Raw genomic sequence first — 22,551 nt, 5'->3', positions numbered from 1 at the left:
TGAATCATTCGGTCGCTAGAGCAACCTGGTTCGGCTAGGCCCAGCTTTCTTCCATCATCGCGGCGTCAACGCTGTTGCTGTAGTCAGCACCGCTGGTGGCTTCGCCACCCGACATCACCGTGGGAGCTAAGGCCAAGGTGCTGCCTACGCCATAGAAATGCTCGGCAGTGCCATCGAGACGAATGATGTAGTTGCCGCTCGAGTCGTAACCGAGAACTCGGAACCGGGCGAGCTTGGCAACTGAATCGGTGTTGAAGCGATTGGCATTCCGAGTGTCGTTGGGGTTTTGGTAGATCCGCGTGGTGTAGGTGCTCACACCGTCGCTGCATTCCAAAGTGGCCGCCGACAGATCGGCATCCAGGGTGACCTTCACCGAGTGGGCGTTGGTCCAGCCATTGAGCGTCCACGACCAGAGGGCTTCGCCGGTCATGTCGGTGGCCAGCACAAAGCCATTCGTGGTCGAGGAGGCCAGCAATTCACCAATCAGACCCGCGCTGTTGGCGAGTTGGCTGGGGTCGATGCTCCGTTCGCCGAAGTTGTTCACCGAGACGCCATTGCCGAAGAATGGGAGCGTGAGTTGAATCACGTCGTTCGAAGCGACGGTGGCGTAGTTGCCCAGAGTTTCTTTGCCATCGGTCAGAGCGAGTGGCTGCGACTCGGTGACGGTGTAAGTCCCTGGTTCGATATTGTTGAACGCATATCGCCCATCGAACCCGGTTGTCACGGTGATCGGTGTGATCGAGCCGCTGAGGTCGCTGGTGCCAGCCAAGGTGACGTCCACACCGCTGATCGTCTTCTCGCCCGTGTCGAATACGCCGTCGTTGTCCGCATCGATGTAAACCACGCCGGAGACTGTCGTGGGAATGAAGTTCTTCACATCGACAAGGATCGTGGCGGTCGAGGTCTTGGGATCGGCGACACCGTTGGTGTTGCCATTGTCACTAATGGTATAGGTGAAGCTATCGAGCCCCACGTAGCCTGGGTTCGGCGTGTAGGTGAGGGTGTTGCCCGAGCGAGTGATCGTACCGTTGGCGGTGGCAGCTTGGAACGAATCGAGCGTCAGGGTTTGCGACGATTCGTTGGCTGGACCCTTCGAGTCGTTGGCCAGAATCTCGGTCGTGATGTTGAAATCACGAGCGACATCCTTGATCACCGTAAACGGAACCACACCGCTAGGGTCGTTGTTGGCAGTCGGAGCGTCGTTTACTTCCGTGACCGTGATGTTGACGGTGACGACATTCGAGTCGAGGTTGGTAGGAGCAATGCTCGAGCCGTCGTTCACCTTGTAGGTAAACGAATCGGGGCCGTTGTAGTTCGCAGCAGGCGTGTACTCGACCTGACGCGTGGTGGTGTTGAAGCTGATCGTGCCGTTCGCTGGTTGGGTCACGGGAACGAACGACCACAGGGTGTTGGCGGTATCGGGATCGCTGTCGTTGGCGAAGACGTCGATGCTGACCGGGGTGTCTTCTGCGGTTGTGGCCGAGTCACCAACAGCCACGGGAGCGTCATTCTTTTCGACAACGCTGATGCTGACGGTTGCCAGACCCGATTGCAGGCTGCCTGGAGTCGTCGGGTCGTTATCGGTCAATTGATAGACGAACGAATCTGGACCGTTGTAGAACGCGTTGGGAGTGTACTGAACCTGATTGCCGACAACCACTGCGGTGCCGTTCGTCGGCGGGGTGATGATGGTGATCGTGGTCGTGGGGCTCACGACACCAGGCTGGCTGACGAAAGTCGGCGAAGCGTCGACGTCGGAGTCGTTCGCCAGGACCGAGATGTTGATCTGCTGGCCTTCGCCCGTCGAGATCGTGTCGTTAACGGCGACTGGTGCGTCGTTGACAGCCGAGACCGGGATCGAGACAGTGCCCGTCGCAGTCTTGGGGTCGGCAGCACCGTTTGAAGTGCCGTCGTCGGTGATGGTGTAGCTGAAGGTGGCCGTACCGTTGAAATCGGTATTCGGAGTAAAGATCACATCGGTTCCGCTGATCGAAACCGTACCACCTGCGCCGGCGGTGACGTTGGTCAGCGTCAGCATTTGCCCGTTTTCATCGGCTGGACCGGTGCTATCGTTGGCCAACAGCGAAGCGATCGAAATCGTTTGGGCCGCTGAACCTTCTGGAATCGAGCCGAGCGTATCGCTACCGGCCGTTGGTGCGTCATTCACATTGGTGATGTTGAACGAAACGCGAGCGGTGCTCGATTTTGGATCAGCAACGCCAGCCGTGGTGCCGTTATCGGTGATCGTGTAGTCGAAGCCTGCTGGACCGTTGTAGTTGAGCGTGGGAGTAAAGACCGCATTGCCCAAGCTCAGGATGACGGTTCCACCAACGACGTTGGTGAAGGTTGGCGAGATCGTCAGCGTTTGGGCCGACTCATTGGCGGGGCCCGTGGTGTCGTTACCGGTCAAAGTACCGATGGCGATGTTCAGACTGCCCGAGTCTTCGGCGATGTCTGCCAGCGTATCGTTGTTGGCCACGGGGGCGTCGTTCATTTCGCGGACGACAATGCTCACACTGCCAGTGGCATTGGCACCGGTGCCATCGGTGTCGTTCATGTCATAGGTGAACGAATCGTTGCCATTGAAATTCAATGGTGGCGTGTAGACGATGCGGTCGTCGGTGAAGTCGCCGATCGTACCGTTTTCGTCACGGTCCAAGGTGCCGCCAGCAGTAGTGGTCTGCGGATAGGTACCCAGCAAAATCGGCTTGACGGTCGGCCGTTCGGGCAACGTAACGATGTCGTTGGCGAGGACGTCGATGGTCACGGAAGAATCTTCCACAACCGTCGCGGTATCGTTGGAGGCGCGAGGGCGAATCGTAGGAGCGACCACGATCGAAACCGTTGCGCTGCCGGGCAGAGCACCGCCCGAGCCGGTATTGCCCTGATCGTTCACGGTGATGGTCAGGGTTTCGGTATTGTTGCCGAAGCCAACAAACGTGGTGTAGGTAAAGCCCGGGCTGGCGAGAGCAGCGTTGATTGCACTCAAGGTGCCGGTCAGAGTGACACTGTTGGTATTGTTGGTGCCGATCGTGACACCAGAGGCTGCTCCGACGTTGATCTTGTTCAGGGCGTTGGGCACGCTCAGGGTCACGACCACATTGGCAGCACCGGCGTCGACATCGCCAATTGTGATCACGCGATTGGTGGTCGACGAGAAGACCAACGAATCGCCTTCGATCGTGTTCTGTGGTGCTCCGAGCACGCCACCCAGCGTGACGGTAGGAGCATCGTTGACGGCCGCAATATTCAGGGCGACGGTGCTCGTCCGCGTCGAACTCCCGTCGTTGGCGGTCAGCGTCAATGTCTTGGTGCCGTTGGCATCGCCCACGGGCGTATAGACCAGACCTTCGAGAGCGTTGTTGAGGTTGGTCAAGTTCCCTTGGACCGAGATGCTGCTGGTGCCGTTGCCGGTGACATTCGTCAGGCCGGTGGTGCCACTGAGCGTCAGATTGCCGTTGCCAGCACCAACGCTCAACGTAAAGGTCAGCACGCCCGCGCCGATATCGGCATCGGCAACCGTGATCGCGTTACCGTTGCCACTGCTGAAGGTCCGCGAAGTGTCTTCGTTAAAACCTTGTGCCCCAGGAACCGTGATGACAGGCGCGTTGTTGACGGGAGTAATCGTCACGCGCACCGTGCCAATGTCCGTGTTGCCGGCTTGATCGGTAACGACGTAACGGAACGTGTCGACACCGTTGAAGGTGCCACCTGGCGGGGTGTAGCGGATGGTGGTCGAGTTGAGCACCACCGCGGTGCCTACAGCGCCCGTCATATCGACGCTGACAACCGACTTGGTGGTGTTGGGCGTGGGCGCAACGTTCACGTCGTTCGTGGTGACGATGATGTTGATCGGAGTGGTGCTGCCCTCGGTGGTGGTGGCAGTGTCGTCGCCGGCGCTTAACTTTTCAGTGATCACGAGTGTGGAGGTAACTACTTCCACACGGTCGGCTGTGACTGGGTTGCTGAAGCCATACAGACCGGTTTCCAAGCCCGACAGGACATTGGCAATCGATACGTTGAAATTGAGAGGCATGCCCGCTGCTGTCGCATCGGTGGCATTCATGCGAACGCGAAGGATCTCCGATGGGTCGACGCCTGGGAAGGGCGAAGCGGAAGGGCCGGTGCCGCCGACATCGTTGATGCCGGTCGACATCCGCGAGCCGCTCGTCCGTTGTCCGGTGTAATAGAGCGGCGTGTTGATCGGGAAGCCGTCGATGTCGTTCACAACACGAGGCAAGGTCGCGTCGAGATAGGCCGCGGCGTTGGAAGGAACACCCTTCAGAGTCTCGGTAACCGATGTTCCGAGGCCCGTACCATTCAACTGGCTGATGTTCGCGGTCATTTCTGGAACGTCTTGATTGCTCAAGCGATTCAGGAAACGAATTCGCCAGCGATTCGTGTTGCCGCTGGGGTCATGAGTCACCTCGACCGAACCGGCACCCAGCGTGGTGTTCAGAGCGTTCTGGATGTTCGCGGCAGTGGCCAACCGGTTGCTGGCAAAGGTGATGGGGGCCGTTGTCTTGAGCGTGCCGTCCATGAGAGACAGCGTGAAGGTACTTGGGTCAGGCGGGGTCGTGGTGCCGGTCGTCGGGCTGCCGGTGATCTCGAAGTGCTGGCTTTCGTTCACCTGGACGTCAGTCTTGGTGGTGTCGCCCCAAAGCACATCGAAGAACGAGGTAAAGACACCGAGAGCCGTGCTGGACGAGGCTGGCAGTGTTGCCGGGCGAGTTTGCGACATGTACGTCAATTGGCCGAGATCTTCGACCAGCACGCGCAACTCGTAATAGCCACCCTTGGGAATGGTGGTGATCGGGTCATTGGTCCCAATCGCCACAGGCTGAACCGTGTAGCGAACGAGGGGTGGACCCGCTTCGCCAGCCGAATTCAAGCTGTTGATGACTGCCAGGGCGTCCATGGCACTCAGGCGGTTGTCGTTGTTGACGTCGACAAAGAAGGGCTGGTCGTTCGCGCCACCTTCGCCGGCACCGGTGTTGGTCGAGAGCGTACGGGCACCATTGAGGTTGAGCTCGTTGATGATCGCCAGGGCGTCCATCGCCGAAATGCGGCCGTCAACATTGACGTCCTGCGGTTGGGCGATGTTGAAGTACGGACTGCGCGTCAGGGACGGCATCACGTCGCCGGCCATCAGCTGACGCGATTCCAGGGCTTCACCCCACAGGGCGCGCCGCTGGGCCAATTGCTGACGCTCCCGCTTTTGGGCAGCGACAGCACGCGACGAAGATGCAGAACGGTTGCGACGACCGAGAATTGTCATGGATTTACCCGTAGCGAGTCGAAAGTCTCTGTTCCCGATGCGGAATTTAAGTGGTGGCTTGCCTTGGAAACTTCGCCTCAGAAGCTTCCGCCACTCAAAATCACCGCTTAACCCCAGCCCTTACCTCAGTCAGCCTAATCACAAGCCAGATAAGCAGTTGCAGCGAATTGGTCGAGCCCCGGAAGGTATGCCAGATCTGCATTCCAGGACTAGGGTTTGAATTCCAAGCTAGTTGGGATGTCCGTGCTTTGCAACAGATTTGCGCTGACCGTTCAAGTTTTCTCGTTCCGATAGGTCTACCCACTCCGAAACCTTAGCGCGCACGGACTAACCACTACATTCGCTACGACTGCACCTAGTAAAGACGCGGGCCGATTCCAGAAAGTTCCCACGTTCTGGAATCGGCCCGATGTTTCCAGGCGAGGCCCGCCCCTGTTGGGCCCCACCCGAGTTCGTTAGCGGGCATTTAGCCCAGATTGTGGTGCTCCAAGGCCAGATCACTCAGCAGATCTGCCCACTGAGCGTCATTGAGCGCGTCGCCAGCCAAGTCGGCCTCTTCAAAGCTCTCGAAAGTGGCACCCTGGCTGCTTTCTGGCTGGGCGGCGGCCATGCTGTAGAGCAGCTGTTCGACTGCGGAGTCGTGCAGCAGTTCAGCCACCGACACGCTGGCCGTTGCGACCGGAACTTCTTCCACGACCACGCTCGACGAGGCGTACATCACATCCGGCGTCAGCGTACGGAGCAGAGCATGTGCATCGAGGGCGTCGCCTTCGAACTCCGCAGTGCTCTCACCCCCGCTTGTCATGCTGGTGAAACCAACATCTTCCCCGCCGCTTCCGCTCGGAGCCGTCAGCGGCACCAGGTTGAGGTGGTTGATGACCAACAGAGCATCGAGAGCGTTGAGTGTGCCCGAGCCGTTGGTATCGAGGAATGGCGGCGGAGCGAGCAGTGCCGGCAAACCAGGTGGTGGCGAGACAATCGGCAGCGATTGCAGGCCGTACTGGTTCAGGTAGTTGATGACGATGAGTGCATCGAAGGCGGTGATCGTCCCGCTATCGTTCACGTCCAAGTTGCCAACGCTAGTCGCGACGGTCTGGCCTGGATAAGTCACCAGGATCGACCGGCTGTTTTGGAACAACGGGCCGGTGAGCGTGACCTGGTAATCTTCGACTTCACCATCGACGGCGGGGCCTGTGGGCGAGTTCATGTCGGCCGTGCTGACACGGAAGCGAGCATAAGTGGCACCACGAGCACCATTGGGGATCGTGAACTGGATCGTGTTCGAACCGGCCGCGAGCACATAGTTCGTCAGCACTTGTTCGCCCGAGCTCCAACCAACCGTGCCATCGTTGTCGATCCAAGCCGACAGCTTGAGGCCAGCGGTGGGCGACTGAACGATGATCTGCGAGCCATTGGCGGCACCTGGCAACAGCGAGACAAACTGGACGCCGTCGTCATTCTCATCGAGCAGGGCCGCGGTGCTGGGTTTGCCATCGAAGTCGGCCGTGGGTGCATTACCGAGGTAAACACCCGGCGCGATACCGTGGTTGGCACCGCCATCAGCATCCAGAACCGGATAGCCAAGCGGAGCATCGCCGTAATCAACTGCCGTGCCGAGGAACAACGTGTAGTAGTGGTTGATCTGCTCGGGAGGCGTGTTCGTGTCCAGAGGATTCGGAATCGAAACCCCATTGTTCAGCGACAGCTTGTTGCCGGCCTGATCGATGATGCCGTCTCGCAGCAGAACCTGGTAGGTGCCGCGAGTCCAGACATTGCCGACCGGGGTCAGCACAATCTGGTTGCTGGTGGCGTCGTAGGAGAAGAAGTAGTCTTCGCCTTCAACCAGCACTTCGGTCGTCGTGGCCGAAACCCGACGAGTAATGATCACCTGGCTGCTCGTGACCGAGAAGTCATCGATGTCCGAGCCATCGAGTTCGCCGTTCGGGTCGGTTCGATCGAACAGGGCGATCGTGAAGTTACGCACGAGCACCGTATTGTCAGTCGAGACCACCGTGGGAGCCGAGTCGCGATCGATGCCGAGGCTGTCGTTATCCTGCGGATTAACGAGGCCCGAGCTAGGACCTACCTTGTCGACGCGATCGAGGGCACCACGATCCTTGAACGGATTGAGACCGAACCCTTGAGGCGTTTGCACGTCTGGATCGTCGGCTCGCACCTGGCCACGAGCATCGCGGTCCGGAGTCAAGATCGGCGAAGCACCCAAGCCCAGTGGCGACTTGATGGTCACCATCAGCGGACGATCGAGCAAGGAGTCGACCGAGCTGTCGATCGCCCGGGACAGGGCGTCGAGGTAGAAGTTTGCTCCTTGAGCGTTTTTGAACAGCGGATCGACCAGCGTACCGTCTGCCCGGCGAGTATCCGACAACAAGATCGGGAAATCGCCGAAGCCAATGGAAGCTGGGTTTGAGAGAACCGTGTTTCCTTGGGTGACAATACCACCGATCACCGTGTTCGGGCTGGAAGAGGCATCGACCCGCAACCCCGTCGCAAAGTTGGCGATGATGTTGTTCAGCAAGGTTGGGCCAGAACGCTGTTCAATCAGAATGCCCACATCGTTGACCGGCGTGGCTGGCGGGTTCAAGGTGCCACCCTGGCCGTACAGCGTGTTGTTGATGATTCGGCCGTAAGCGATCGGAGCGTCGAGGCCCGTATCGCCACTGAAGCGAATCGCTCCCGAGCCGTTGCCGTAAATGATGTTGTTCATCACCACCACACCGGGTACCAGCCCAATCGAATTCGATTGGCTCAGGTTGCGGGTCGAACCCTGGTGAGCGGCGTTGCCATCGGCGGCCGAGCGAGAGCCTGCATCGATATCGATGCCGAACAGGGACGAGTTGTAGATTTCGTTCCCTTGCAGAATGATCTGTCCCTGATCGCGAACCAGGTTACTATCGCCCAGTTCTTGATCGAAGGTGATGATGTCAATCCCGCTCGGAGCACCGGCCGAGTTTGCACCGGCAGCATTCGGCGAGGTCACCTCGAGGGTGTACTTGCCCACGCTACCTGGAATCGCCCCGGCACCGGTGAGCGGATTGTACAGGTTGTTGCCGGCACCGCTGACCGCGATGTAGTAGCGGCCAGCCGTTGGGGCAACAAAGTTGATGAATGAATCAGTTTCTGGACGCACGCCAAACGTGTTGCCGATGACCTGCGTGGCACCAAGCTGTTCGCCAGGAGCCGAAGTCAGCACGGGCACGAAGGGCAAACCACCACCGGGGAATCGCATCGAGACGGTCGCCCCGTCGTTCTCAGCGGTGTAGGTAACACCACCGATGACCACATTCTGGAGTGCTCCGGCGGCATTGAAGATCCGCAGATAGCTGTCGAGGGTCGAGCCGTTATTCGCGGCATCGACATCGACCAGAATCTGCTGACCAGCGGCGAGATCGACTCCGAAGTAGTCAACGTCGCGGCTGCGGCGACCGGCATCGTTTTGCGAGGTCGTGGTGTCGTCGGTATCGCCAATCGTGCCGTTCGCGAAGAACCGCAAGCCATCGTACGTCGTGCCGACCGGGCTGATCGGCAGAGCCGTGGCGATGTTCTCGTTGCTTTCGGTAACAGGCACGCCCGTCGCCACGAATGTGGCCGCACCATTCAGGTTGATGCGATTGGTGGTGCTGCGCAGGCCCGGTTGAGTTCCATCGGCCAACCAGGCGTCGACATCCAGAATTTGCTGCACATCGGTGCTGTTGATTGCGTCGCGAATCAGCATCGCAATCTCCTCGTCCTTCATGGTCGAGTTGAAGTGGATGGCTTGATTACCGGGAGTGACCACGTCCACACCGAACGGTGTCACTTCGCTGTTGTCGTTGAACTCAAACGTCAGCTGGCGATTGCCATCGCTGATGGTAAAGGTCTGACCATCGACGATTTGCGAGCCATGCCGGGCCAGCAGGGTCTGCTGTTCAGTAAAGCGGTCGTTCGAATCGGCGGTGAAGGTCGGTGCTGGAGGAGCGACAAAGTCGTAACCCACACCACGACGAATTTCGAGCTGATAGTCGCCGAGAACAATCTGGCCCACGGGAACTGCCGAGGTGAAACCTGCGGTGGGGTTGGCATTGGCCACCATTTCGCCACGTTCGGCCAGGCCGATGATGAAGTCATCGACGTAGATGCCTTCGAAGTTGTTGTTCTGGCCACGCAGGTTGCTGCGGAAACCATTGAGCAGCAGGTTGCCCGGCGGGGTATCGGCCTGATCGCCTGGCAAGGCAGCTTCCCAACCCAGCGGACCACGGTAGGGGATCAGCGTGAAGGGATCGATGTCGATGGTCCGCTGCGGACCGGTGGGCGAGCTCACCAGACGGATCAAGTCGCCGTACTGCTTCACGTTATCGTTGGCGACGACGTTGGTCAGTTCGAACGAGATGTTCGGAGCAGGCACGCCCGGCAGCTGAGGCATCGCTGGCTCGGCGTAGTCATTGGCACTGACCAGAACCACACGGTTCGGCGCGGTGAGAGCCGTGCTGGCTGTCACGGTGCCCAGCGTAGTAACCCCATTGATGGCCGAAGCCACAGCGGCAGCCACATTGGCCGGAGTGAACAGGTTCGAAGCCGTCACGTACACTGGCTGGTTCGTTCCCGCGACACCAGCAGCACCCGTCGTCGGATACTTGGCGGCCACGACCGGGTTCGGATCAGCCGTGAAGTCGACCGTGGTGTTAGCCGTGCCGTCGGTATCGAATTGAATCCGTCCGCCCGTGACCACCTGGGCATTCATGCCCGCGAAGGTCGCATTGAGGACGGTCACAATCGAGTTGGCGACCAACGACTGCGTGTCATTGAGGCTGAACGGAATGCGAATCCGTCCGGCAGTGATCGCGTTGTCGCTGTCCAGTTCGAATGTTTCGATCTGCGGCACGCCACCGACCGTGTAGGTGAGCGTGAACGTGTCTTGATCGTTCACCCGCAGGTTCGCCGGCAGCAAAGCGCTGGCCCCACCGGTGGGAATCCCCATCGACACGCCCAGGTCGAATTCAAAGATCTGGGTATTCAGCGGGTTGTTCGGGTCGGTCAGCGTGAACCGCTGGCCATCCTGATACGAGGTCCCTTCAGCCACCACGAGTTTCTGATCGTAGAAGTCACGTTCCAGAACCGCGTTGATCGAGTTGGCAACCTGAAGCTTGGTCCAGCCACGCTGATACGGAATCGCAATGGCACCCGGATTCACCAGGCCGGTCGAGCCGGACAGTTGAGTGACGGGCGTTCCGCCCACTACCGCCGGAGTTACGACGGCATTGGCAGCGCCGAAGAAGTTCAGAACGGCATCGGACACGTTGCCTGCAGTGCCCAGATTGCTGACCGAGGTTCCCAGGCCGTTGTTGCCCAGGGCGGTAAGCATCGCCTGTGCGACTTGTTGAGAAGTCATCAGGTCGGTGATGGGAACTGCAATGCTGCCAGCTCCGATGGTTCCATTCTTATCGAACTCGAAGGTGATAGGCAAAGCACCGACGCCGGGGCCCGTGATGGTCAACAGTTCGCCATCAGGGGTAGCATTACCGGTTGAGAAGGTGCCCGAGATGCCGTTGTTGAACTCGTACCGCTGGCCGGCGATCGAGATGAACTGGCCATCGGTGATGTATTCACCGGCCACCGCTCGCAGTTCTTCACCCGTGGTGAAGGCCACGCCGGTGTCCATGTCGCCCGCCGTGCTGAAGTCGAGACGGAAGCGGACGTCTTTTTGACCGGCCCACTTGTCGAGCGGAATGCGAACCTGACGCCAGGCACCCGTAGTGAAGTTTTCCTGAACTGGAACATTCAGTTCCACGCTCGTATCGGTCAGAATCCGCGGTACAACGTTGATATCGTCCATCGAGATCGGGTACCAGTCACCGCTATTGGTGTCTGCCACGCCGTCGCCGTTACGGTCGGCATTGTTGTCGGCAATGCCGCTGACAAACACGCGGAACGAATCGTAAGCGGTTGTCTCGTGTGACGAGAAGTACGTGAAGTACAACATCGGCTGATCGGTCGCCGAGTAGCCTTCCAGATTCACATCGTTGCTGATGATCGTGCCGTGAGCACCGTTGTTGAAGGCGTAGTTGTTTCCCACGCCGCGGCCAAAGTGATAGCTCGAGTTGCCGGTCTGATCTGGACGGCTGCCGTTTTCGACGTCGGGCGTGCCGTGGCCGGGATCCAATTGCCGGAAATCTGGGTTCGTCGGAGAATTGAACGGGGTCATGTTCCAGAGGTTGCGATCCAGTTCCGAGAAATGGATGCCCTTGGCATTGTCGATCGGCAGCGTGACGTTGCCGAGGCGATAGGTCAACGGAATGTTGTTCTGGCCTTCGACAAAGATCGGCTGCAAGCCCGTGTAGGCATTGTCCGGTTCGTACTCGAAGGCATACAGCCGGCTCAGGCCGAAGTCTTCCTTGGTCACCGTGACGTTGTAGCTACCCGTGAAGGCGGCACCCGAACCCGAACTGCCGTTGAAGGGGTTCGTCAGGTTGCCGACTCCGGCTCCACCGCTGCGAACGGCAAAGTAGTAGGTACCGGCCGCTCCCACCGTAAACTCCAACCGGCTATCCAAACCGGTGCCGCCGTTGTCGTCCTGATCGATGAAACCACCGGTCGACGAGTACAACGTGACGTGCGAGTCGGCGAGGGTGCCAACTCCCAGACCGGCTGCGTTGACTTCGATGGTCACGCGTTGACCGGGACCAGCCGTGAACGAGTAGAAGTCGTAGTCGCCGCTGGTGGTTCCGAACGCACCATCGCCGATAAAGCCATTTGCCAGGTTAGCAATTGAAGCACCACCGAGAGTGATGCCGGTAGGCTGAGCCTGGCTGATGGTGTTGTTGTTCTCGGTGTGGGTGAAGTTCACCGTGGCACCAACGGCCGCGGCCGCACCATCGGCAACAGCAAACCAGGTGTTGGCGTAGCGTCCACCTTCCACATTGGCCGGGCCGCGGGTCAAGCCTTGGAAGCGAATGCCCGACAGATCGGCCTGCGAGGTACCGATGTATTGCGTATCGACTTGGTCACGCTTGGCAAAACCGGGCAACAGAATCCGGTTGTTTTGATGATTGACGGTGACGTAGTACAAGCCACCTTCGTCGCTGACGGCGACAAAGTACGACTCGGGACCAACGTTGCCGACATTCACAATGCCCGTGATGTTACCGCCCGGGCCTTCACCCTCGACGATGAAGGGCGAGCCGTTCGGCAGCGAGATCTGACCACGATCGAGCTCAACATAGATGCCCAGGGCGGCGGCGTTGAAGCCCGCCATGTTAGCGTCAATTGCCGATTCGACGCGGGTAGCGATATCAATGGCCGTGTCTTGCGCGAAGAACGGCACCGAGATGGCCCCAGCGCTCACGGCTGGAGAACTCCCCACGAGTTGCGTCCACAGTGGCATACCGGAGATGTCGATCCGGTTGGTGGGGGTCGCAACGCCTGGAATTGTGATCGGCGGGAAGTTGATGCGGCCCGTGTTCAGGCCGGTTTCGCCACCAGCGCGGAAGGGCGACGGTGCGTTATTGACAGCGGCGAGCGTTGTTGTCGTGAACTGTTGCGTCGAGAAATTCTCTTCAACATTGATCACGTAGTTTTCGAGTCCCCCTTCGTTTCCCGGGGCGAGCAGGTTAACAATCGTGAGGTCGGAGCCGTTGAACACAAAGCGAATCTGCTGGCCATTGACCACCACGCGATCGCCATAGGCGCGGGCATCAAACTCCGGAGTGGCATCAATTGCTGCGGCCATGGCTGTGGCAACTTGAATCGAGCTCTGGTTGTAACCGACATTGACGGCGACGCGACCAGCACCCACGCCATTGCCGGACGGATCGAACTCAAACACCACATTGCCCGCGGGCGTTCCACCAATTTGCAGAGTGAAGGTTCGTCCTTCCAAATCGCCGGGGGCTCCAGAGGCTGGCGACGCCACGGCCTGCAGGATGGGCGCGTTGCCTGTTCCGCCTTCGACGTAGAACTCGCCCGGGTCCAGGCCAGGCTGAGGGATGACGGTCGCATTGGTTGACTGACCGGCCACCATGGGAATCAGGTTGATGCGGGTCGAACCGGGGCTGACGCTGGCCGTCACGGGGAAGGTATTGATGTTGCTGCGACCGTTGATCGCATTGGCAATGTTCGTGGCAATCGCATTGGCCGTCTGCGAGCCGCTGCTGTTGACCGGTACGTTACCGGGGTTGGTCGCGTTGTTGTTATCGAACTCGAAGTTGAGCTGACGGATGGTGCCGCCTGCATCGCGACCTTGCACGGTAAAGACCGTCGCATCCGGGATCTGGTTCGAGGTCGTGAACCGGCCAACGGCCAGCACGGCACCCGTGTCGTAGTGGTAGATGGCTTCGTTGCCATTCGTGGCATCGGTATCGCGATCGAGAATGAAGAACTCGCCGTCGCGAACCGTAAAGTCATTCGACACATCGATCTGCTGGGAAACTTCGAAGCCCGCATTGAACTCGAAGACCTGCGTGGTCAAGCCATCCGAAACGGTGAACTGCGTGCCGTCGAGAATGACCGAGTTGTAGCTCTGGTTATTTGGCGCGGGATTGATGGTTGTCGCTTCGACAGCCGTGAATCGCTGCGAAGTGAGAATAATGCCCGCTTCGTAAGCATTGGTACCCGCGCCGTCGAGACGAGGTCCCACTGACGTCAATGCCGCACCCGTATTCGGGTCCAACTGATAGACGATGTTGCTCTTATCGCTAATTTCCGGATTCGGATCGAAGCCGAGGTAATCTTCGCCACGACGTCCAACGGCTAGAAGTATTTGCTGATTGGGATCATTGTTCGGATTGAAGTACGACATCGCGTCGAACTGGATGCCGTAACCCACGCGAGCCGGTGTGGGGTGGGCGACCACTGGCGCGCCGCTGGCGTCCGCTTCGTAAGTGATAATGCCATCGTCACCACGATCGGTTGGTTGGCCGTTCGCGGTCGAAATGTTGATCAGGTGACCGCTGGCGGCATCGGTTAGACCGTTACCTCGTTCGTGGTCCCGTGAAAGACCGAACAATTCACCCAACCGATTGAAGTCGATGTCTTCGATGTCGAAGCCCATCTGACCCACATTGGTCATGTGAGCCCCGGTGAAAGGATTGAAGGTCTGCAAGTAGCTGGTATCGATCGTGCCGTTGGTGGATTGTAGCGCGTTCGGATCCAGCCCGATGTCTCGGATGATGTACATCGAGACATCGCCCAAGGTCCACGGAATCGAGCTATCGAAACCAGGAACCTGGGCCTGACCAGGAGCCCGATCAAACAGGATTTCCTGAGTTGGCAAGCCAGAAGTGCCGCGGTCTGGTTGCGGGAAGTCCTGCTTCTGCGGCTGGCGTGGGTTGGCGAAGGTGCCTTCGTTCAGGTGATCTTCGACGATGCGATGCACCGAGTCGATCGGCTCGACACGCAGGCCAGGATTGAGGGTATTGCGATTGGTGAACTGATCCCAGACCGTAGGCTGAGTGCCAATGGCGGCGATCGCAACGTAGTAGGTTTGCGGTGTCGAGAGTGGGTTCGAGGCTGGCAGCGCGATGTTGCCGATATAGGCATCGTTGGTGCCCACCGAACCAGCGCTCAGGTCGCTGATGCCGCTGCCCGCGAGCGGACCGGGGCGGTCGTCGGAGACGTTCGAGTCGAAGTTCGTCAGAATCAACTCAAGGTTTTCGTTGTACACGAACATCTGCAGATTCGGACGACCGAGGCCGTCGGCGTAATCCAAATCGAAGACCGTGTTGACCAGGTTGGTCAGGTTCGGGAATTCCTTCGGCACGGGCGACGATCCGTCGATGGCCGAGTAATCCAAGTCGAAGCGGAACCAATCGATATCGCCAGGAGCGCCGAGGCTGCCGGAGACCGAGATCGCACCGCGATCGACTTCGAGCAGGTTGCCCAGGTACTGAGCATTAGCCAGCGAACCAATGTTGTTGGGTTCGATGTCGCGGCGTTCGCCAGACAGCGGCGAGTGTGCCGGATGGCCATTCACGTCGATACCGGTAGTCGCATTGGCGATCTTGCCGTAGCGGACCGTGGTCCCACCCTTTTCGTCCTTTTCACGCAAGCGAACTTGCAGTTCGTAAGCGCCCGAGCTGGCACCCGTAACAACCAGGCTCTCGTTCGTGCTGGCGGGCACGATGGTATCGAGATCGGCCTTGTTCTTCGGCACGCTGCGGACACGAATGAAGTAGGTGCTTTCGACACCCGGCGTACCGGTCAGCTTGATCCGGAAGCCGGCGTCGCGAGGATTGGTCGAGTAGAGATCTTGACCTTCATACGGAGTGGTCTTTTGCATCGGCAAAGCACCGAGGCCCACCAGCGAATCGGCACCCAAGGCTTCATCGGCCGAGTTGTCGGACCGAGCCACGATGTTGCCAAATTCGTCGACCAGTTCGATGACCGTATCGAGAGACTGGGTCGTGCGGTCGATATCGAACCAAACTTCGGTTTCGGCCTGAGCCTTGAAGCTGTAGATATCGACGTCGCCCGGGGTGCCGATGGCACCTTGAACCACAAAACCCAAGCGTTGATTTTCGTCGCCACCCTTGTTGGCAGTAGCCAGCGAGCCCAGGAACTGAGCCTTCGACGGGCGCGAGTTCTGCGCACCGTTGCTCGTTACCGGTTCGCGTTCGGGGATGCTTTCGACGTTGCGATCGTTCGCGTACTTGTCGATGAGCAGACCATTCCACTCGCCGGGCCGGCCGTTCGAGACTGGGCTGCGGGGGAACAGCTCCAGGAACGTGGTGATGGTCGAAGAACTGGCGGTAGGAGAGACGTCCCAAGCCAGAGCAGTCGTAATGTCGTTGAGGCCGTAGATGTTGCCAAGTGCGGGGTCTGCGATCAAAGGCAGATCGGTCGCATCAATGTTGACAGGCCCGTTAAGCGGATTGGCGGTGATCGCAAAATTGTTGACGGTTCCTGCCGCCAGGCCCAATTCCAAATCATCGTACTTATCGGCGGTGAAGCCGATGTAGCGGGCATTTTGCAGACCGCTGCCAGGAGAATAGATGCCGCCCTGAGCAAAACCGATGCGATCTTGATTGTCGAGAGTTAGGACACGGAAATCAGCCTGTCCTGGCGATCCGTACAGATACAAGGCATCGTCCGCGAGGGACACGCCGATGTCCTGGTCGAGGTAGCTGATGAGGCGAATGTCGCCCATCGCGGAACCGTCCAGCGTCATGAACTCGTACGAAGTATTCAGTCGCGTCGAACCATTCGCAAAGCTGGAAGTGGACTTCCAGTGAATGATCTTGCCGTTGCCGCTCGTGAATTCACCTTCGCTGACAACTTCGTCAGGGTTACGAAGGGCTGGTGCGACGGTTACTGTCGTCTTCAGATCAACGACCGCTCCGCCAGCTACCACCATCGGGTAATAGTCGAACAGCAGTTCGGCATTGGTGTATTGAGCGGTATTTCCCTGCGCGGTGGCGAAGCTACCAGGAGTTAGCGTCAGCGGATCGCCCACATAGCTACCGGCCGGTCCAACGATGTAGCTGAAGTAACCATTCGTGGTTTGGGCAACATCGTTATCAATTCTCACGCCGTTAGCCACTTCACCGATGGTTGGCAAAGGCGGCAACAGCGAATCGCCATTGGTGTTGGCTTGCGGACGACCTTCCGGAGTGAAGCCAGCGCTGATGGTATCGTCCGAGAATGAGGTCATCACCACGGGGAAGCCGGGTTGGCCGAGCACTTGCAGTGTGCCACCGATGCGATCTTCGGTTTCCAGCGGGCGACCGTCGGCAATAAAGCCGGCGAGGGTGCCCGTCGCAGTGTTGCTGGCCGACTTAATCACCAGGCTCTCGCGAGCCGAGCTTTCCAGCCGCAAGCCACCAAAGGTGTGGAAATCGGGGATCAGGATCGAGTCGAAGAGAACGTGGGCGATATCGGTATCGTCCCACACGCTCTCGGTGGTCAGCACGCCACCACGAACTCGCATGCCGTTGGTGCCGTTGTTGTCGAGCCGGTTCAAGCGGATCAGGGGACCGTTGTTATCGACATCGGTCACGCCGGTTTGCGTGTCGATCAAACGCGACACCGGATAGTTGATGCGAGCGAGCGAAGCACCGGTGGGCAATTCGGCCAGCAGGCCGGTTTGGCGACCGAAGTCAGTGACTTGCGTGTGATTGAGGGCGTTGACGTTGATGCTGAGGAAAGCACCGCTGTTAAAGACCACCGTGTTGTTGATGATCACGGGCTGAGCACCGCGAACGAAGATCGTCGCGCTGTCGTTGACGCCGCGACCTGCGCGATCGGACCCTTGCGAAGTGGTGACGCCACTGTCGTTGAATTCGAAGCGGCTGTTCGCCACGCGAACCTTGGCCTGCTGAACCTCAATGACGTTAGTGCCTGCAAAGTTACCTTCGATGCGGGTGCCACCGCCACCGTAGGCGAATACGACTTCGTTAAAGCTGCCCTTCGAATCGGGAGCGAAGTACACGCCGCCCCAGTTACCCGGTTGGCCCGAAGTGGCCGTCGACTTCGAGGTGGCGAACGTACCACCGGCACCGTACCGCTGGTCGTACAGCGAAGTCATGATGATTTCACGACCCTTCACACCTTCGGCGATCAGGCTGGTGCCAATGTTCACGTCGATGCGCGCACCGTCGGTCTTGACCACCATCGAGGGATCGATCACCAGCGAACCGTGCGGACGGGCACGGGCATTCGCTGGTTGCGCCAGCGTGGCGTCTTCCAGGTAGAAGGGGATTGCGTTCGGCGCGTTGGTGTCGACCGAAGTCGTTCGCTGAGGAATTCCGTTGATGACGAAAATTGTATCGATCAGTTCGAACTTCCCGTAGTTGTTCGACCGATAGATATTGAGCTGCGAGTAAACCTTGGTGTTGATCAGCGGCAGATTCGACAGTGTGATCTGGCGATTGTTTCCCGAGATCAGGAACGAGCCGGTATCACCTGCTGGAACGGCCAGAGCGGCCGAAGCCGATTGTCCACCGGTTCCCGAGAAGGTGAACCGATAGTTCACTCTTGTTCCATTCATGAAGCCGGTGGTGCCGGCTGGCGGCGGAATGGCCGCGACGGCGGCATTGATGTTCACGGTCGCAGGAATCAGCTGCGAGGGCGTGACAGGTACACCGCGATCGGTAAAGGTGGTAGCGCCCGCATCGGTCATGCCGATGAGATCGAACTGACCGCCCGCGATCGAGCGATAGATTCGCAAGCCCATGTACGAGCCATACGACTGTGGCAGACCGCTGAGGGTCACCGAGCCAGCAGCACCAATCGTGGTGACTGGTGCCAGTTCCACCATCGGGGTGTCGCGACCTTCGGTGTCGACAAAGGCGAGGGCATACACTACTTGCTGAGGAGTGGCATACGTGCCGCCAGTAGCCGATGGCGTCGTGACAACATTCGTCGTGCTGGGCGAGATCGGATCTTGTGCCGAAGCTACCTTCAGCCGCAGTGCCGAGGCTGGCAGCGGAATGTTGCGGTCGACATAAGTGGCCGCGGCCGAAGCTGGGATTTGCTCAACGAGCATGAACTCGCCGACACCGCCGACGCGGCGATACAAGCGACGACCGACGAAGCCAGCAGCCAGCAAGTCGGCAGTGACGTTCGGCAGGTTCGTCAAGCGAACGTACGAATTGGTGGCCGTGATCGTGCCGGTCAAGCGCACGGTGTTCGAGGCCAGGCCTTCGTTGCCGTTCGAATCGACGTAGACAATCTTGTACTCGATGCCCGTACCGACCGAAGTCGCGAAACCACCGGAACCCAACGAGGGCGCGGCGACGGTCAGCGTCGTGGCGGGGGAAGTCAGGTTGGTGTGGATAAACGCGCCACCAGGAGCGCTCTTGATCGAGACGTTTTCCTGGATGACGTGGACGATGTCGGTATCGTTGAAGCGGCCGGCAACGGTCAACTCTTCGATCGACGAAGCATTCAACCGGCCCGAGAGCGTGGTCGAGCGAACGGCGATGCCATTGACCGTGTTATTGGTCAGCGTATTGCCGTGAATTTCTGGCCCGACGCGGTTGTAGTCGACATTGAAGCTGGTGTTGAACGAGCTGCCGTACTGCGGGCTGGTGAAGTTGCTTTCTTCGAAGCTGTTGGGATTGGCTGACATCGCCGCTTCGGCGTTGTAGGTGATCCGGTTGTTGACGATGGTCGGGCGAGTATCGGTCAGCGTGATTGCGTTGACCGTACGTGGAGCCGAGTTCACCACCACCTGGCCACCGCCGTAACGGATGTCGGCGTTGGAGATGTAGTTGAGGAAGATGCCGCGGCGTTCGAAGTCGAGCCGACCATCGGCGCGATCGATATCGCTGCGGAACGAGAGACCGCCCCAGTCACCTTCTTCGGCGGTTGCCCCCACGGGGCCCTCAGGCGCACCGATTTGTGGTTCGGTCGCCAGCGTCGCGGTATTCGCCCGGTTGTAGGAGGTGAAATAGACATTCTGGAACGGAGTACCGAGGACTTGCAGGGCACCACCGCTGCGATCGGCCGTGAGACCTTGGTTTTCGCTACCGACGCTGATCTGGGCACGGCGCAGTTGCACCACGGCACCCGCGTCGAACATGAGAGTACGGTCTTTCGGCACATCCAGCGTCGCACCGTCGGGCAGAGCGTTGCCCAGGGTATCGAAGCCAATCTGATAGGCCAGGTTGTCGGCCAGGTTCGTATCGGTCGTATCGGCCAGCGGATTCAAGTTGTTGCCGACGACGCGAATGATGTCGAACGGACGCGAGGCGGCAGTCGCAGCCTTGATGGACAGGAACGGCCGCGTGAGCGAGCCATCGGGAACGTACGAACCGCTATCTGGCAAACCATCGCGGGGCGAAATGTCGGGCGAGGCGCTGCGATCGACAAAGATCGTGCGGGCAGTTCGGGTGGTGCTATTCAGGTCGGTGAGCGAGGTCACTGGTGCTGCGGCGCGGAACCAGAAATTGTTCACACCGCCGGGCTTGCCATCCGAGTCGCCATCGAGCGGAGTGCCCGTCGTATCGGTGAGCGTATCGGTGGCGATCTTACGAAAGTCCAGCTTGAGCTGGTACGCGCCCTGGGTCGTGCCACCCATGCCGGAATCGGTCACATTCGGGTCGTATTCGGTGTTGCCGCTGGCGCTCACACCTACGTAGTAGGTGCCAGGTTGCAGCTTGAGTTCGATGTACGAGTCTTTGCTGAAGTAGTCGTCGTTCTTGGCGTACAGTTCGGCGATGCCCGTCCCTAGATTGACGCGGTAGATCGACAAGGCCGAATCGAGTTGGCTGGAGTTGGCGAGACGTTCGGCAAAGGTCTCGGCGGTGAAGTAGCCTTCGGCATCGATTTCAAACTTGTACATATCGATGTCTTTGCTGTCCGGCCGATACACGTGCTGCATGTGAGCCACGTTCGCATCGCCTGGATAGACACCTTCGGGAGCCGGCACCGAGCCCGACAGCAATGGATCCTGCCCTTGAATGGCAGTCGCCGGCAGGTCGTAGCTGTGACCGAGTCCGAGCAATTCGCTGATCTCGTGCATCGCGGTCTGGAACCAGCGATTGCCGTATTGATCGCCACCGCTCGTCGCCCAGTCTTCGCCATTGTCCATGATCGCGGCGGCCGTTTCGGCGATGCCGTCGTTATTCAAGTCAACCGCGCCAGCCAGGCCGGTGAGTCCACCTGGGCCCGTTTGGGCACCGGTGTTGATGACCTGCCCCGTGGCGGTCGTGGCGATGACCGAAATCGCCCGCAAGTCGCCAGTGGCGATGATGAAGCCTTGATTTTCCGTTTCGACAAAGTTCACACCGGACTGCTGGCCGATCAATTCCAGCACTTCGCGAGCACGCTGCTTTTGAGCCGAGGTGATCGAGTTAACGGCAGGCTGCGTCGGAATGGTCGAGTTCGTCGAGTCGGGAACGAAGCCCAACTCGGAACGGAAGTTGTAGTAGTAGGTGGTGATGCCGTTGACGCTGTCGGCTTCGGCGGCCGGTTGGAAGATTGGATCTTTGGCAATCTGGCGGCCCAGGTGATCTTCGGGACCATCGCTACCGATGACAACGGTCTGAAAGCGACCGTTGATCAGCGTGTAGAAGTTGCTGCCTGGATGATTCTGAACCGTGACGTCGCGATGACCAGGATCGTTGTTACCACCCGGCCACATCAGGTTGTAAAACTGCGGGTCAATCGACTGACCAATGATCACGCTCGTACCGCTTTGCAGCACGTTGACATTGCCGGGGTTGGCACCCGTACTGTTGATGAAATCTTCGAGCTGTTGCAGCGGGGTACCCGCCGGCAGGCCCTTGATCAGCACATCGCGCAGGTTGGCAGCGCCATCGAACGACGAGCCTGGATCGTTGGTGAGCCAATCGGTAGCACCACCCCCGCCGGCGGTGCCGTACACGTTGGGTCGGCGGGCTTCGTCGGTGCCCAACCGCAGGCGGAAGGCCACTGCGGAATCGGCAACACCGGCAACGACTGGAGCAAACGTCTCGATATTTGCCGAGAACGTCAGCACTACCTTGTTGTGAGCGGCGTCGTAAAAGGCTGTGGACGGCTTGATTTCGTTGCCGCTGGGAGCATCGTCGGCAGGATCGACCGTCCCGCGAGTGACGAGTAGGCGGTAGTAGTCTACGTCTTGAGCGCGGGCGACATTCAGCTTGTCGTTGTTCAGATAAACATGAACTTGATTGCGCAGCTGATTCAAAGCGCCCGAGGTATCGCGAACCACTGGTTGGGGCACGACTGCCAGAACCTGCGGAGCGAGGTTGAGGCCGAAATTGACGTTGAAGTTGGTGCCCGAGTTAAACCGGATGCCGTCGGTGTCTAGCAGGTTAGCGCCGACGAATTGCAATTGATAAACGTCATCCTTGAGCGGAGTTGCAAACCGCATGACGACTTGCGTCGGATCTTCGCCCAGGTCGAGGTAGGCGGGAGTGATCGGCAGATCGGTCGGATCGAACGTACCGTCGCCATTGGCAGGGATCAGGCGAATGCCGCTAGCCAGCGTGGTGCGGTCGATGCCCGGAATGCCGGGGAACGTGAAGGTGAGTTCACGAGGCGATTCGTTGCGAACCGTCATCGGCGAGGTGCCGGTATTGAACTGCACACCGCCATCGGCTGCCACGAGCACCGGATCGACTGCGAAGACGCGCCGGTCTTCGAGCGTTTCTAGATGGAACTTGCGAGCAGCGCGCCGGAGCATCTCTTTGTATTGGGAACTCTTCATCCAAGAGTTCTTGAGGGATGCTTTGGTTTGCTTCAGCGAACGCCGGGTCGACATGTACTAACCCTCGAAAATATCGCGATTTACGACTTATCTCTGTATCCAACGAACCGAGCCGCCAAGGAGATGGGAA

The 22,551-nt window shown here is 59.1% G+C and carries 2 protein-coding genes; both read right to left on the bottom strand.

All coding sequences use genetic code 11. The features are described 5' to 3' along the window. Positions 1-34: 34 nt before the first annotated feature. Complete coding sequence (locus NA78x_RS04215) at positions 35-5,278, bottom strand: beta strand repeat-containing protein (protein ID WP_425617172.1); 5,244 nt, start codon at positions 5,276-5,278, stop codon at positions 35-37. Between the two features lie 466 nt (positions 5,279-5,744). Beyond that, entirely contained in the window at positions 5,745-22,421 is a 16,677-nt protein-coding gene (locus tag NA78x_RS04210; RefSeq protein ID WP_425617171.1) for a pre-peptidase C-terminal domain-containing protein, read from the bottom strand. Positions 22,422-22,551: the final 130 nt, after the last annotated feature.

Source organism: Anatilimnocola aquadivae (assembly GCF_049819085.1).
GTDB lineage: Bacteria > Planctomycetota > Planctomycetia > Pirellulales > Pirellulaceae > Anatilimnocola.
Note: the sequence above shows the minus strand (reverse complement) of the source record. Positions and strands in the feature narration are given on the sequence as shown.